Raw genomic sequence first — 12,543 nt, 5'->3', positions numbered from 1 at the left:
CGCGGCAGCGCTACGCGGGAAACCGGCGGTCGACCCACTTCCACAGCACCTCCAGGGCGACCGCCGCCCCCACCGCCATCCCCACCGCGATCCACGGCACCGTCATCCCCACCAGCTTCAGCGCGAAGAAGTCCTGCAACCAGGGCACCACCAGCACCACCACGAACAGCGCCCCCATCGCCGCCACCAACGCCAGCCGCCACCACGTGTAGGGCCGGGCGATGATCGCCAGCACCCACATCGCGATCAGGAACAGCGTCAGCGTCGCCGCGCTCGTCTCCGCGTCCAGCGCACCCGGCCCCGTGTAGTGCTGCCGGGCGATCAGATACGTGGCGAACGTCGCCACCGCCGCCAGCACCCCACCCGGAATCGAGTACCGCATCACCCGCCGCACGAAGTGGGGCTTCGCCCGTTCCTTGTTGGGTGCCAGCGCGAGGAAGAAGGCCGGTACGCCGATCGTCAGGGTGGACAGCAGCGTCAGATGGCGCGGCAGGAACGGATACTCGACCTGCGAGCACACCACCAGGATCGCCAGGAGCACCGAGTACACCGTCTTGACCAGGAACAGGGTCGCCACCCGCGTGATGTTGCCGATGACCCGGCGTCCCTCCGCCACCACCGACGGCAGGGTGGCGAAGCTGTTGTTCAGCAGCACGATCTGCGCCACCGCCCGCGTCGCCTCGGACCCCGAGCCCATCGCGACCCCGATGTCGGCGTCCTTCAGGGCGAGGACGTCGTTCACGCCGTCGCCGGTCATCGCGACCGTGTGCCCGCGGGACTGCAACGCCCCGACCATGTCCCGCTTCTGCTGCGGAGTGACCCGCCCGAACACCGTGCCCTCGTCGAGGGCCTTCGCCATCCCGTCCCGGTCGGCGGGCAGCCGCCGCGCGTCCACCGTCGTACCGGCCAGGCCGAGCTTGCCCGCCACCGCCCCGACCGACACGGCGTTGTCGCCGGAGATGACCTTGGCGCTGACGTTCTGGTCGGCGAAGTAGCGCAGCGTGTCCGCGGCGTCGGGGCGCAGCCGCTGTTCGAGTACGACGAGGGCGGCGGGCTTGGCGTCCCGGGTGATCTCGGCGGAGTCCAGGTCGCCCGCGGCGCGGGCCAGCAGGAGCACCCGCAGGCCCTGCTCGTTCAGCCGGTCGGTGTCGGCGAGGGTCGGGTCGTCCTCGCGGAGCAGTACGTCGGGGGCGCCCAGGAGCCACGTACTGGACTCGCCGTTGCCCTCGCTGAAGGACGCGCCGCTGTACTTGCGGGCGGAGGAAAAGGGCAGCGCCTCGACGCAGCGCCACTCGTCGTTGTCGGGGTAGGCGTCGATGATCGCCTGGAGGGAGGAGTTCGGGCGCGGGTCCGACTCGCCGAGGGCGCCGAGCACCCGCTGGACGTACGCCGTGTCGTAGCCGTTCAGCGTGCGCAGCTCGGTGACGTCCATGCCGCCCTCGGTGAGGGTGCCGGTCTTGTCGAGGCAGACGGTGTCGACGCGGGCGAGGCCCTCGATCGCGGGCAGCTCCTGGACCAGGCACTGCTTGCGGCCCAGCCGGATCACGCCGATCGCGAAGGCGACGGAGGTGAGCAGCACCAGGCCCTCGGGGACCATGGGGACGATGCCGCCGACGGTGCGGGCGACGGAGTCCTTGAACTCGGCCTCCTTCACCACCAGCTGGCTGATGACGAGGCCGATGGCGGTCGGCACCATCATCCACGTCACGTACTTGAGGATCGTGGAGATGCCCGAGCGCAGCTCGGAGTGGACCAGCGTGAACCGGGACGCCTCCTCGGCGAGCTGGGCGGCGTACGCCGCGCGCCCCACCTTGGTGGCCTGGAACGCCCCGACCCCGGCGACCACGAAGCTGCCGGACATGACCTGGTCCCCCGGCCGCTTGACGACCGGATCGGCCTCACCGGTGAGCAGGGACTCGTCGATCTCCAGCCCGTCGGCCTCGACGCACACGCCGTCGACGACGACCTTGTCGCCCGGCCCGATCTCGATCAGGTCGTCCAGCACGATCTCCGCCGTGCCGACCTCGGCGGCCACCCCGTCCCGCCGCACGGTCGGCCGGACCTCGCCGATCAGGGCCAGTGAGTCCAGGGTCTTCTTCGCCCGCCACTCCTGGAGGATGCCGATGCCGGTGTTGGCGAGGATGACGAAGCCGAAGAGGCTGTCCTGGATCGGCGCGACCACCAGCATGATCGCCCAGAGCACACCGATGATCGCGTTGAACCGGGTGAAGACGTTGGCGCGGACGATGTCGACCATCGACCGGCTGCTGCGCACCGGCACGTCGTTGACCTCGCCCCGCGCGACCCGCTCGGCGACCTCGGCTGCGGTGAGCCCGGTGGTGGGGGAGGGCGCGCGCAAGGGGCGCGCGGCATCGAGACCGGCGCCCGCGTCGATGTGCGTCATGCATTCGACGGTACGGGCGGATTTGGGCCTTCACCCCCCGAGTGGGGTGAAGATCCGACTACGGGAGGACGTCTGTAGTGCCTCGGTTGTACGGGGGTTCCGTAGGTCGTACGCGACTGGTCCCACGGGGTCACGGGGCCGGTGTCGTCCGCGCACGTTCCGCCGCCGCGCGCCTGAGGGCGGCGGCGCGCCTGCGGACGTACCAGATGCCGAGCAGGCCCAGGCCGCCGCCGGCCAGGCAGGTCCACAGCCACCAGGTGTGGCCGTGCTCGTCGAACCAGGCGTAGAAGGGCAGCTGGACCAGGAAGAGGACGAACCAGACGATCGTGCCGCCGGTGATGGTGCCGACCACGGGGCCCTCCAGGGGCTCCGGCGCCTCGTGCTTGGGGGTCCACTTCGCCATGGGCACAGCTTACGAGGCGGGCTTGGGGGCCGGTCCTTCGCACGGGTCTACGCGCGGAGATGGAACTTCTTCCCTCATATGTTCATACTGAAACGGTTTGCCTTTGACCGGTTCTGTTCGTAGGAAAGACCAAATGCCCACCTCGGCCTCCCCCAAGGCTCCCGCGCCCGAGCAGCCGGGCGGCGCGCCCGCGTACGGCGCCCTCGACCGCTACTTCAAGATCTCGGAACGCGGCAGCACGCTCGCCCGTGAGGTCCGAGGCGGTTTCGCCACCTTCTTCGCGATGGCCTACATCGTCGTGCTGAACCCGATCATCCTCGGCAGCGCGAAGGACATGTACGGCCACCAGCTCGACAACGGGCAGCTGGTCACCGCCACGGCGCTGACCGCGGCGTTCACCACCCTGCTGATGGGCGTCATCGGCAACGTACCGATCGCGCTGGCCGCCGGTCTGGGGATCAACTCGGTCGTCGCCCTCCAGCTCGCCCCGCGGATGTCCTGGCCGGACGCCATGGGCATGGTGGTGCTGGCCGGTTTCGTGGTGATGGTGCTGGTCGCCACCGGTCTGCGCGAGCGCGTGATGAACGCCGTGCCGTACGGCCTGCGCAAGGCCATCTCCATCGGTATCGGCCTGTTCATCATGCTGATCGGTCTCGTCGACGCCGGTTTCGTCTCCCGTGTCCCCGACGCCGCCCAGACCACCGTTCCGCTCCAGCTCGGCGCCACCGGTCACCTCACCGGCTGGCCGGTGCTGATCTTCGCCCTCGGCGCGCTGCTCACGCTGGCGCTGATCGTGCGGAGGGTGTCCGGCGCGATCCTGATCTCGATCGTGGCGATGACGGCGCTCGCGGTGATCGTCAACGCCGTCGCCCATGTCCCGTCCTGGGGCCTGACCACCCCGAAGTGGCCCGGCAATCCCGTCGCCACCCCCGATTTCGGCCTGATCGGCGAGGTCAGCCTGTTCGGCGGCTTCGCCAAGGTCGGTGTGCTGACCGGCGTCCTGTTCGTCTTCACGGTCCTGCTGTCGGCCTTCTTCGACGCGATGGGCACGATCATGGGCGTCAGCGACGAGGCCAGGCTGACCGACGCGCAGGGGCAGATGCCGGGCATCAACAAGGTCCTGTTCGTCGACGGCATCGCGGTCGCCGCGGGCGGCGCCAGCTCCTCGTCGGCCACCACCTGCTTCGTGGAGTCCACGGCCGGCGTCGGCGAGGGCGCCCGCACCGGCTTCGCGAACGTCGTCACGGGCGCGCTGTTCGCCGTGGCGCTCTTCCTGACGCCCGTCGCCACCATGGTCCCGTCCCAGGCGGCCACGCCCGCGCTGGTCGCGGTCGGCTTCCTGATCATGGCCGGTTCGGTCAAGGAGATCGACTGGGCGGACTACACGATCGCCGTCCCGGCCTTTGTGGCGATGCTGATGATGCCGTTCACCTACTCGATCACCAACGGCATCGGCATGGGCTTCATGACCTTCGTGGTGCTGCGCCTGGCGGCGGGCCGGGGCCGGGAGGTCCCGGTGGCGATGTACGCCGTGTCGGCGGTGTTCGCCTTCTACTACCTGATGCCGGCGCTGGGCCTGACCTGAGCCACGCCGAGTCTGGCCTGAAGGGTCAGGTGACCCCGTAGAACCGCTCCGTCTCCTCGACGGCGGCCTGGAACCGCTCGTCGAAGTCGTCGCGCATGAGCGTCCGGATGACATAGTCCTGGACGCTCATGCCGCGTTTCGCGGCCCGGTGCCGCAGACGTTCGAGCAGCTCACCGTCTATACGCAGGCTGAGCACGCTGGTGGTTCCCATGGACACGAGGGTCGGGGGCGCTCGCGGGTGACGGGTCATGTTTTGCAACCGGACCACCCGTATGGGTGAAGGTGGGTTGTCGTGGCGCGTCTCATGGGCGTCGGGCGTGTCGCGGGTTTCCTTAGCCAGAGTAATGAGTTAAGCTAAAGAACATGCCGGACCTTACCCATGGCGACGACGCTGCCGCCGTGAACTCGCTGCGATCGGCCGTGATGCGGCTGTCCCGTCGGCTCAAGCACCAGCGGGTCGACGAGTCACTGAGCCCGACCGAGATGTCGGTCCTGGGCACCCTGGCCCGCTGCGGCACCGCCACCCCGGGCGAACTCGCCCGCAAGGAACACGTACAGCCGCCGTCGATGACCCGTATCGTCGCGCTGCTGGAGGCCAAGGGGCTGGTCCGGCTGGAGCCGCACCCCGAGGACCGGCGCCAGAAGGTCGTCACGCAGACGGAGCGGGCCGAGGCGATGCTCGAGGAGAGCCGTCGCAAGCGGAACGCGTTCCTGGCCTCGCTGGTCGCGGACCTCGACGAGGACGAGTGGGCGAAACTGCGCGCCGCCGCCCCCGTGCTGGAGAAGCTCGCGCATCTGTGACCGCACCGCTTGAGGAGGCGAACCCTTTTGAGTACGGGATCCGGAGCAGACTCCGCCCCCGCACCGACCACCCACGACACCCCTGATGACCCCATCGAGCGCAAGTCCTCGATGTTCAGCTCGCTGAAGGTCCGCAACTACCGCCTGTTCTTCCTCGGCCAGGTCGTCTCCAACACCGGCACCTGGATGCAGCGCATCGCGCAGGACTGGCTGGTCCTCAGCCTCACCGGCTCCGCCACGGCCGTCGGTGTCACGACGGCGCTGCAGTTCCTGCCGATGCTGCTCTTCGGTCTCTACGGCGGAGTGCTGGTCGACCGCCTCCCCAAGCGCCCCGCGCTGCTGGTCACCCAGACGTCGATGGCGATCACCGGCCTGGGCCTCGCCGCCCTCACCCTGACCGGCCACGTCCAGGTCTGGCATGTGTACGTCGCCGCCTTCGCGGTCGGCCTCGCCACGGTCGTCGACAACCCGGCCCGCCAGTCCTTCGTCAGCGAGATGGTCGGCCCCGACCAGCTGCAGAACGCCGTCAGCCTCAACTCGGCCAACTTCCAGTCCGCCCGCATGATCGGCCCCGCCGTCGCCGGTGTCCTGATCACCGGTGTGGGCACGGGCTGGGCGTTCCTCTTCAACGGCCTGTCCTACGTCGCCCCGATCGCGGGCCTGCTGCTGATGCGCGCGCGTGAGCTGTACGCCGTGGAACGCGCCCCGCGCGGCAAGGGGCAGCTGCGTGAGGGCCTGTCGTACGTCGCCGGGCGCCCGGAGCTGGTCTGGCCGATCGTGCTGGTCGGCTTCATCGGCACGTTCGCGTTCAACTTCCCGGTCTACCTCTCGGCCTTCGCGGACGAGGTGTTCCACGTCGGCGCGGGCACGTACAGCCTGTTCAACACGCTGATGGCGGTCGGCTCGGTGGCGGGCGCGCTGCTCGCCGCCCGCCGGGGCACGGCCCGGATGCGGCTGCTGGCCGCGGCGGCGCTGGTCTTCGGCGCGGTGGAGATCCTGGCCGCGGTGACCCCGTCCCTGTGGGCCTTCGCCCTGCTGATGATCCCGCTCGGCGTGTTCGGCATGACGGTCAACGTCACCGCCAACACCGGCCTCCAGATGGCCACGGATCCGGCGATGCGGGGCCGCGTCATGGCCCTGTACATGATGGTCTTCCTGGGCGGCTCCCCGGTCGGCGCCCCGATCGTCGGCTGGATCACCGACACCTACGGCGCCCGCGTCGGCCTCGCGACCGGCGGCGCGGTGGCGGCCCTGGCCGCCCTCACCATCGGCCTGATCCTGGCCCGCGTCGGCGGCCTGCGGCTGTCGGTGGGCTGGCACCACGGGCATCCGAGGGTGCGGTTCGTACCGCGCGAGCGGCGGGAGGAGCTGGCGACGGCGGCGTGAGCCGGCGTCGCCGGGGCGCCGGGTCAGTCGCGGGGGAACTCGTCCGTCTTGAGTACCAGGCCGACCGGGGTACCGGTCAGGTCGATGTCCTCGCCGAAGGGGAAGCTGACGTCACTGTGATACTTGCCGTCCTTCGGCAGGGTGTGCAGATGCCACTCGTTGGTGTACGGGTCCACGATCAGGTACACCGGCACTTCGGCCGCGGCGTAGGCGTCCTTCTTCGGGCCGTAGTCGTTGGCCGCCGTGTCCTCGGAGATGACCTCGGCCACGAATTCGACGTCCTGATAGCGCCAGCGGCCCTTGCTGTCCTTCACTGACCGTTCGGCCATGGCCGCCAGGTCGCAGGCGAAGCCGTTCAGATGCCCGGGGAAGTCGATCCGCACGTCCGATGCCAAGCGCTTCTGCGAGTACTTGGCGTCCAACTGCTTCGCGATGCCGAAGATGATCTCCCAGTGGTTCTGCCGCTGCGGTGACATGAAGATGTTCCCCCCGACGATCTCGACCTTCGTTCCCTCGGGGATGGGCATCTTCTCGAGCCACTCGAACAGGACGTCCAGAGTCAGCTCGCCGCATTCCTCGGCCATCTCGATCCTGTCGTCAAGGACGGTCATCGTGGCGCTCCTACCCGGCTGCCCCGGACGAGTGCAGCCGCGCAGTACAACGATACGCACGGTGACCGGGACACGCCCGGACCCCAGCCGCCGGGAGGCACACTGGCCGCATGAGACTCTTCGCCGCCGTACTGCCCCCCGAGGAAGTCACCCGCGAACTCGCCACTGGGATCGCCGAGTTGAAGAAGCTGCCCGGTGCCGACGGGCTGCGCTGGACGGGGCGGCCCGGTTGGCACTTCACGCTGGCGTTCTACGGGGAGGTCGACGACGACGTCGTACCGGAGCTGGCGGTCCGGCTGGAGCGGGCCGCGCATCGGACGCGGGCGTTTGAGCTGGCCCTCCGAGGCGGGGGGCAGTTCGGGCAGGGGCGGGCGTTGTGGGCCGGGGCGGAGGGGGACCTCGCGACGCTGCGGCTGCTGGCCGAGCGGGCGGAGGCGGCGGCGCGCAAGGCGGGCGTGGAGATGGGGGAGCACCGGCGGTACAAGGCCCACCTGACGCTGGCCCGCAGCCGGGACGCGAGGGACGTACGGCCGTATCTCGACGCGCTGGCCGGGTTCACCAGCCGCACCTGGACCGTGGAGGAGCTGGCGCTGGTGCGCAGCAACCTGCCGAAGTCCGGGGTGCCGGGCGAGCAGCCCCGCTACGAGGCGGTCGCCCGCTGGCCGCTCGGCGGGGCCGGTTAGTCTCGATGTGTGAACCCGAAAACCCGGAACCGGATCATGGCCGGTGCGCTTGTGCTGATGTTCGTGGTGGTGGCGGTGGCGGCGGCGTTCGGAGGGTAGCCGCCGCCCGCCGCTCCCCGTCGCCGTGCTACCAGGCGAACGCCTCCGGAGACGGCCCAGGGCCCGGGAAGATCTCGTCCAGCCCGGCCAGCAGCTCGTCCGGCAGCTCCAGCTCGACGGCCCGCAGCGCGGAGTCCAGCTGCTCGGCGGTGCGCGGGCCGACGATCGGGCCGGTCACGCCGGGGCGGGTGAGCAGCCAGGCGAGGGCGGCCCCGCCGGGTTCCAGGCCGTGCTTGTCGAGCAGGTCCTCGTACGCCTGGATCCGCGCGCGTGCGGCCGGGTCGGCGAGGGTGTCGGCGGCTCGCCCGGAGGCCCGCCGCTTGCCCTCGACCTCCTTCTTCAGGACCCCGCCGAGCAGTCCGCCGTGCAGCGGCGACCAGGGGATGACGCCGAGGCCGTAGTCCTGGGCGGCCGGGATGACCTCCATCTCGGCGCGGCGCTCGAAGAGGTTGTAGAGGCACTGCTCGCTGACCAGGCCGATGGTGCCGCCCCGGCGGGCGGCGATCTCGTTGGCCTGGGCGATCTTGTAGCCGGGGAAGTTGCTGGACCCGACGTACAGGATCTTGCCCTGCTGCACCAGCACGTCGATCGCCTGCCAGATCTCCTCGAACGGGGTGGCCCGGTCGATGTGGTGGAACTGGTAGACGTCGATGTAGTCGGTCCGCAGCCGCTTGAGGCTGGCGTCGACGGCGCGGCGGATGTTGAGGGCGGAGAGCTTGTTGTGGTTGGGCCACGGCTCGCTGTCGTCCAGGCCCATGTACCCGTACACCTTGGTGGCGAGGACGACCTTGTCCCGCCGGTCGCCGCCCTTGGCGAACCAGTTGCCGATGATGCGTTCGGTACGGCCCTTGTTCTCGCCCCAGCCGTACACGTTGGCGGTGTCGAAGAAGTTGATGCCCGCGTTCAGCGCCGCGTCCATGATCGCGTGACTGTCGGCCTCGTCGGTCTGCGGGCCGAAGTTCATCGTGCCGAGGACGAGACGGCTGACCTTGAGTCCGGTGCGTCCGAGCTGCGTGTACTTCATGGTCCACAAGCCAACGGCTTGAAGTGGACTCAAGGCAAGCGGGTGCGGCGGGCGGGTCAGTCGCGGGGGAACTTGGCCGTGTCGAGGGTGAGATCGAGGAGGGTGTGGGTCAGGTCGATCTGCTCGCCGAAGTCGAACCTGGACTCGGTGCGGTACTCGCCGTCCTTGGGGTCGGTGAAGACGTGGCAGCGGGCCTGGTAGGGGTCGGCGATGAGGTAGACGGGCACCCCGGCCTCCGCGTACGCGGCCTTCTTGGGGCCGTAGTCGTTCATCCCGGTGCCGCGGGAGATGACCTCGGCGACGAACTCGACGTCCTCGTGGCGCCAGCCGCGCTCCGGGTCGCGTTCGGCGTCGTCTCGCAGCTTCATGACATCGGGGCAGAAGCCGTTCTCGAAGCCGGGGAAGTCGATGCGCACATCGGTCGTCACGTTGATGTCCCTGCCGAACTTGTCCTCCAACGCATGGATGATCCGGCGGATGATCTGCCAGTGCGTGTCCCGCTGCGGCACCATGTGGACGGCCCCCTCGACGACCTCGGCCTTGATTCCCTCGGGGACCATCCGCTCCAGCAGCTCGAACCACTCGTCGAGACGCTGGGCGTTGTCGTCGGCCATCTCGATCCTGTCGGTCTCTACGACGGTCATGGTGGCGCTCCTCCCCGGCCGCCCCTCGTATCGGCGGCAGCCGCGCAGTACAACGATACGCACGGGATCCCGACACGGAGAGAAGCGAACACGCGGGCCGCCTGCGTCCGCACGGTGACCCCTGCGCGGTAGCCGCCGAACTGCGAGGTCCTGTACGGCGAATGGCTGCGGGACGCGTATGAGCGCGGCTTCACCCCCGCGCCCGCGCAGATGCGCGACGTCGTCGGCGGCGGCCGCCGACGACCGGGCCCTCGAACGGCTTCCGCCCGAGCACCGCCCGGCGACGGCCTGGGCGCGGGCCGAGTATCCGGGGCGGACGCGCGGACTCCCTCAGCGGGTCCCACGGATATGCGCCGACGCCGTCGTCCGCGCCCTCGCCGATCAGCCCTCGTAGTCCCCGCCCAGCCCCCACCCCTGGTACAGCGCCGCCGCGAACGCCCCCGCGATCTTGTGCTCGCCGCTCGCGTTCGGGTGGGTGCCGTCGTAGGTGTCGGTGTGGATGTCGTACGACGCCGGCGGCGACGCCAGCAGCAGCGGCGAGCGCGGTTCGTCCAGGTCGGCGACCGTCTTGGCGAGGAGTTCGTTGAAAGCGGCGACCTGCTCGCCGAAGGGTGCGTCCGACGCGCAGCGCACGTTCGGGATCACGGGGAGTACGACCATGCGGATGCGGGCGTTCGCCTGACGCGCGCCGGTGACGAAGGCGCGGACGTTCTCCGCCGTCTGCTCGGCGTTCGTGTAGAAGCCGAGGTCGATCAGGCCCAGCGAGACCAGCAGCACGTCCGCGCGGCAGTCGCGCACCGCCCCGCCGATCAGCGGGGCCATGTGCAGCCATCCCTCGCCCCAGCCGGCCAGGTGGGCGCGCGGGAAGTCCGGTTCGGCGTAGGCGTACGACACCGGCTCCTCGGCCGTCTTGTCGTACAGCGTCTCGCGCGGGCCGACGAGCGCGAAGGGCCCGCCGTACGTCTCGCACAGGTGCCGCCACATCCGGTAACGCCATGTGTGTTCGCCCGCGCTGCCGATGGTCATGGAGTCGCCTACGGGCATGAACCTGAGCATCCGCTCATGATGAACGATCAGCGGGGAGGGTGGGGTGTGAGGCCCACCACCCCGGTGAAACGCCGGGCGGGATGGCAGTCTTGAGGGCATGCGCCGATCCCTCGCCCTCCTCGCCGCGGCCCTCCTCGCGGGCGCGCTCGCCGTGCCGACCGCCTCCGCCGCCGACGGGGACGAGGGGTTCACGATCAGGGACCCGCGGATCACCGAGTCCAGCGGCCTCGCCGCCTCCCGCCTGCACCCGGGCGTCTACTGGACGCACAACGACAGCGACGACGGGGCCTACCTGTACGCCGTGGACAGCGCGACCGGCGAGACCGTCGCCACCCTCACCCTCACCGGCGTCGGCCGCCCCCGCGACGTCGAGGCCATCTCCATCGGGCCCGGCGACCAGATCTACGTCGGCGACATCGGTGACAACCTCGGCGGCACCTGGGACCACGTCTGGATCTACCAGCTGCCCGAACCCGAGGAGCTGAGGGACCAGACCGTCCGGGCCACGCAGTACGTCGTCCAGTACTCCGACGGGGCGCGCGACGCCGAGTCGCTCGTCGTGCATCCGAAGACCGGGCGCGTCTACATCATCGACAAGAAGGAGCAGGGCGGGCACCTGTACGAGGGCCCGGCGGAGCTGTCCGCCTCCGGCACGAACGTCTTCAAGCCCGTCGCCCCCGTCGCCGACCTGGAGGCCACCGACGCCGCGTTCTCCCCGGACGGTGAACAGCTCGTCATCCGCAGCTACTTCGGCTCGCTCGCCTACGACTGGAACGGCGGCCGGATCAAGCGCACCGGGCGGCTCGGCGTGCCGTCCCTGGGGCAGGGGGAGTCGGTGACGTACACCGCCGACGGGACGAAGGTCATGTTCGGCAACGAGGGCGCCCAGAGTTCGGTGGAGCCGCTGGACGCGCCCGGTGCGTCCAGCGCGTCTTCCACGTCACCGTCCGCCGACGGCAGTCCGGCCTCCGAGGAGAAGGAGAACGGCGGCTTCTCCGCCGGAACCGGCGCCATCGCAGTGGTCGTCGCCTGCGCCCTGCTCCTCGGCCTGCGGCGGCTGCGGCGCCGGGGTTAGGACCCCTTAGGGGTCCTTGCGCTGGGCCACCAGGGCCTCCAAGCCGTCCAGGATGCGCTGCAGCCCGAACTCGAAGTGGTCGAAGTCGGGGCCCCAGGTGTTCTCGTCCAGGGAAGCCATGATCGGGTAGCGGCCGCTGGCCATGACCTTCTCCAGGACCGGGACCTGGGCTGCCCAGAACTCCGCGTCCGTCAGGCCCGTCCTGCGCTCCGCCTCCTCCTGGTGGACCCGGGTGCGCGCGGCGCCGACGACGTACGAGTCGACCAGGATGATCGCCGAGACCAGTTCGCGGTCGGGCAGCCCCATCGGGCGGATGCGGGAGAGGACCTTCTCCATGCCCTCGATGGCGCTGGGGCCGAGGATCGGGCGGGACTGGTTGACCTGGAGCAGCCAGGGGTGGCGGCGGTAGAGGTCGAGGGTGGCGCGGCCCAGGGCCTCCAGGGCGGCCCGCCAGCCGCCGTCGCCGTGGTCGGCGGGGTCGGCGGACGGGCGCTGGACGCGGTCCAGCATCAGGTCGAGCAGCTCGGCCTTGCCGGGGACGTAGCGGTACAGCGACATCGCGCCGGTGCCCAGCTCGGAGGCGACACGCCGCATCGACACCGCCTCCAGGCCCTCGGCGTCCGCGACCCGGACGGCGGCTTCCACGATGCGGTCGAGCGTCAGGCCCGGCTTGGGGCCGCGACTGGGTCGTCGGCCGGTGTCCCACAGCAGTTCGAGAGTCCGCTGGATGTCGCCGCTGCCGCTGCTCTCGGTGCCGCCCTTGCCGCTCGTCATGCGGCTC

General features: G+C 70.2%; 14 protein-coding genes. 6 read left to right on the top strand and 8 right to left on the bottom strand.

The features are described from left to right. Positions 1 to 10: 10 nt before the first annotated feature. Entirely contained in the window at positions 11 to 2,404 is a 2,394-nt protein-coding gene (locus KWI83_RS13955) for a cation-translocating P-type ATPase (RefSeq protein WP_218514674.1), read from the bottom strand. Positions 2,405 to 2,534: 130 nt separating this feature from the next. Next, positions 2,535 to 2,807, bottom strand: a complete 273-nt coding sequence (locus KWI83_RS13950; protein WP_218514673.1) for a DUF2530 domain-containing protein — start codon at positions 2,805 to 2,807, stop codon at positions 2,535 to 2,537. 133 nt (positions 2,808 to 2,940) lie between these two features. Here KWI83_RS13950 and KWI83_RS13945 point away from each other — a divergent pair, with 133 nt between their 5' ends. Beyond that, positions 2,941 to 4,392: an NCS2 family permease gene (locus KWI83_RS13945; RefSeq protein ID WP_218514672.1), complete on the top strand. Its 1,452-nt coding sequence runs from the start codon at positions 2,941 to 2,943 to the stop codon at positions 4,390 to 4,392. 25 nt (positions 4,393 to 4,417) lie between these two features. Here KWI83_RS13945 and KWI83_RS13940 read toward each other — a convergent pair whose 3' ends face one another. After that, complete coding sequence (locus tag KWI83_RS13940; protein WP_218514671.1) at positions 4,418 to 4,603, bottom strand: BrnA antitoxin family protein; 186 nt, start codon at positions 4,601 to 4,603, stop codon at positions 4,418 to 4,420. Positions 4,604 to 4,755: 152 nt separating this feature from the next. Here KWI83_RS13940 and KWI83_RS13935 point away from each other — a divergent pair, with 152 nt between their 5' ends. Then, entirely contained in the window at positions 4,756 to 5,193 is a 438-nt protein-coding gene (locus tag KWI83_RS13935) for a MarR family winged helix-turn-helix transcriptional regulator (RefSeq protein ID WP_218514670.1), read from the top strand. Between the two features lie 27 nt (positions 5,194 to 5,220). Next, positions 5,221 to 6,579: an MFS transporter gene (locus tag KWI83_RS13930; RefSeq protein ID WP_218514669.1), complete on the top strand. Its 1,359-nt coding sequence runs from the start codon at positions 5,221 to 5,223 to the stop codon at positions 6,577 to 6,579. Positions 6,580 to 6,602: 23 nt separating this feature from the next. On the opposite strand, the gene KWI83_RS13925 is transcribed toward KWI83_RS13930, so the two are convergent. Next, positions 6,603 to 7,190, bottom strand: coding sequence for a Uma2 family endonuclease (locus KWI83_RS13925; RefSeq protein WP_218514668.1), 588 nt, complete (start codon positions 7,188 to 7,190; stop codon positions 6,603 to 6,605). Positions 7,191 to 7,300: 110 nt separating this feature from the next. Here KWI83_RS13925 and thpR point away from each other — a divergent pair, with 110 nt between their 5' ends. Beyond that, positions 7,301 to 7,873 carry an RNA 2',3'-cyclic phosphodiesterase gene (thpR, locus tag KWI83_RS13920; RefSeq protein ID WP_218514667.1) on the top strand — a complete coding sequence of 191 codons (573 nt, stop codon included), beginning with the start codon at positions 7,301 to 7,303 and terminating at the stop codon, positions 7,871 to 7,873. 127 nt (positions 7,874 to 8,000) lie between these two features. Here the strand turns inward: thpR and KWI83_RS13915 are convergent, their stop codons facing one another. After that, positions 8,001 to 8,996, bottom strand: a complete 996-nt coding sequence (locus KWI83_RS13915) for an aldo/keto reductase (protein ID WP_218514666.1) — start codon at positions 8,994 to 8,996, stop codon at positions 8,001 to 8,003. Between the two features lie 56 nt (positions 8,997 to 9,052). Continuing rightward, entirely contained in the window at positions 9,053 to 9,640 is a 588-nt protein-coding gene (locus KWI83_RS13910) for a Uma2 family endonuclease (protein WP_218514665.1), read from the bottom strand. 178 nt (positions 9,641 to 9,818) lie between these two features. On the opposite strand from KWI83_RS13910, the gene KWI83_RS13905 reads away from it, so the two are divergent. Beyond that, a complete protein-coding gene (locus KWI83_RS13905; RefSeq protein ID WP_218514664.1) occupies positions 9,819 to 10,034 on the top strand; it encodes a hypothetical protein in 216 nt (71 codons plus the stop codon). Here the strand turns inward: KWI83_RS13905 and KWI83_RS13900 are convergent. Next, positions 10,022 to 10,696, bottom strand: a complete 675-nt coding sequence (locus KWI83_RS13900) for an SGNH/GDSL hydrolase family protein (protein ID WP_218514663.1) — start codon at positions 10,694 to 10,696, stop codon at positions 10,022 to 10,024. The genes KWI83_RS13905 and KWI83_RS13900 overlap by 13 nt on opposite strands. Positions 10,697 to 10,784: 88 nt before the next feature. Here KWI83_RS13900 and KWI83_RS13895 point away from each other — a divergent pair, with 88 nt between their 5' ends. After that, on the top strand, positions 10,785 to 11,762 hold the full coding sequence (locus KWI83_RS13895; RefSeq protein ID WP_218514662.1) for a WD40 repeat domain-containing protein: 978 nt from the start codon (positions 10,785 to 10,787) through the stop codon (positions 11,760 to 11,762). A gap of 6 nt (positions 11,763 to 11,768) precedes the next feature. Here the strand turns inward: KWI83_RS13895 and KWI83_RS13890 are convergent, their stop codons facing one another. Next, a complete protein-coding gene (locus KWI83_RS13890; RefSeq protein ID WP_218514661.1) occupies positions 11,769 to 12,536 on the bottom strand; it encodes a TetR/AcrR family transcriptional regulator in 768 nt (255 codons plus the stop codon). Positions 12,537 to 12,543 lie beyond the last annotated feature (7 nt).

Source organism: Streptomyces sp. TRM70350 (assembly GCF_019219825.1).
GTDB lineage: Bacteria > Actinomycetota > Actinomycetes > Streptomycetales > Streptomycetaceae > Streptomyces.
The sequence above is the reverse complement of the archived record's forward strand: the minus strand, read 5'-3'. Positions and strand labels throughout refer to the sequence as shown.

What these genes read in the sequence shown, in the direction of transcription:
- KWI83_RS13950 (WP_218514673.1), bottom strand. Translation starts at nt 2,807, where the DNA reads ATGGCGAAGTGGACCCCCAAGCACGAGGCGCCGGAGCCCCTGGAGGGC.
- KWI83_RS13890 (WP_218514661.1), bottom strand. Translation starts at nt 12,536, where the DNA reads ATGACGAGCGGCAAGGGCGGCACCGAGAGCAGCGGCAGCGGCGACATC.
- KWI83_RS13925 (WP_218514668.1), bottom strand. Translation starts at nt 7,190, where the DNA reads ATGACCGTCCTTGACGACAGGATCGAGATGGCCGAGGAATGCGGCGAG.
- KWI83_RS13945 (WP_218514672.1), top strand. Translation starts at nt 2,941, where the DNA reads ATGCCCACCTCGGCCTCCCCCAAGGCTCCCGCGCCCGAGCAGCCGGGC.
- KWI83_RS13940 (WP_218514671.1), bottom strand. Translation starts at nt 4,603, where the DNA reads ATGGGAACCACCAGCGTGCTCAGCCTGCGTATAGACGGTGAGCTGCTC.
- KWI83_RS13955 (WP_218514674.1), bottom strand. Translation starts at nt 2,404, where the DNA reads ATGACGCACATCGACGCGGGCGCCGGTCTCGATGCCGCGCGCCCCTTG.
- KWI83_RS13905 (WP_218514664.1), top strand. Translation starts at nt 9,819, where the DNA reads ATGAGCGCGGCTTCACCCCCGCGCCCGCGCAGATGCGCGACGTCGTCG.
- KWI83_RS13910 (WP_218514665.1), bottom strand. Translation starts at nt 9,640, where the DNA reads ATGACCGTCGTAGAGACCGACAGGATCGAGATGGCCGACGACAACGCC.
- KWI83_RS13935 (WP_218514670.1), top strand. Translation starts at nt 4,756, where the DNA reads ATGCCGGACCTTACCCATGGCGACGACGCTGCCGCCGTGAACTCGCTG.
- thpR (WP_218514667.1), top strand. Translation starts at nt 7,301, where the DNA reads ATGAGACTCTTCGCCGCCGTACTGCCCCCCGAGGAAGTCACCCGCGAA.
- KWI83_RS13900 (WP_218514663.1), bottom strand. Translation starts at nt 10,696, where the DNA reads ATGCTCAGGTTCATGCCCGTAGGCGACTCCATGACCATCGGCAGCGCG.
- KWI83_RS13895 (WP_218514662.1), top strand. Translation starts at nt 10,785, where the DNA reads ATGCGCCGATCCCTCGCCCTCCTCGCCGCGGCCCTCCTCGCGGGCGCG.
- KWI83_RS13915 (WP_218514666.1), bottom strand. Translation starts at nt 8,996, where the DNA reads ATGAAGTACACGCAGCTCGGACGCACCGGACTCAAGGTCAGCCGTCTC.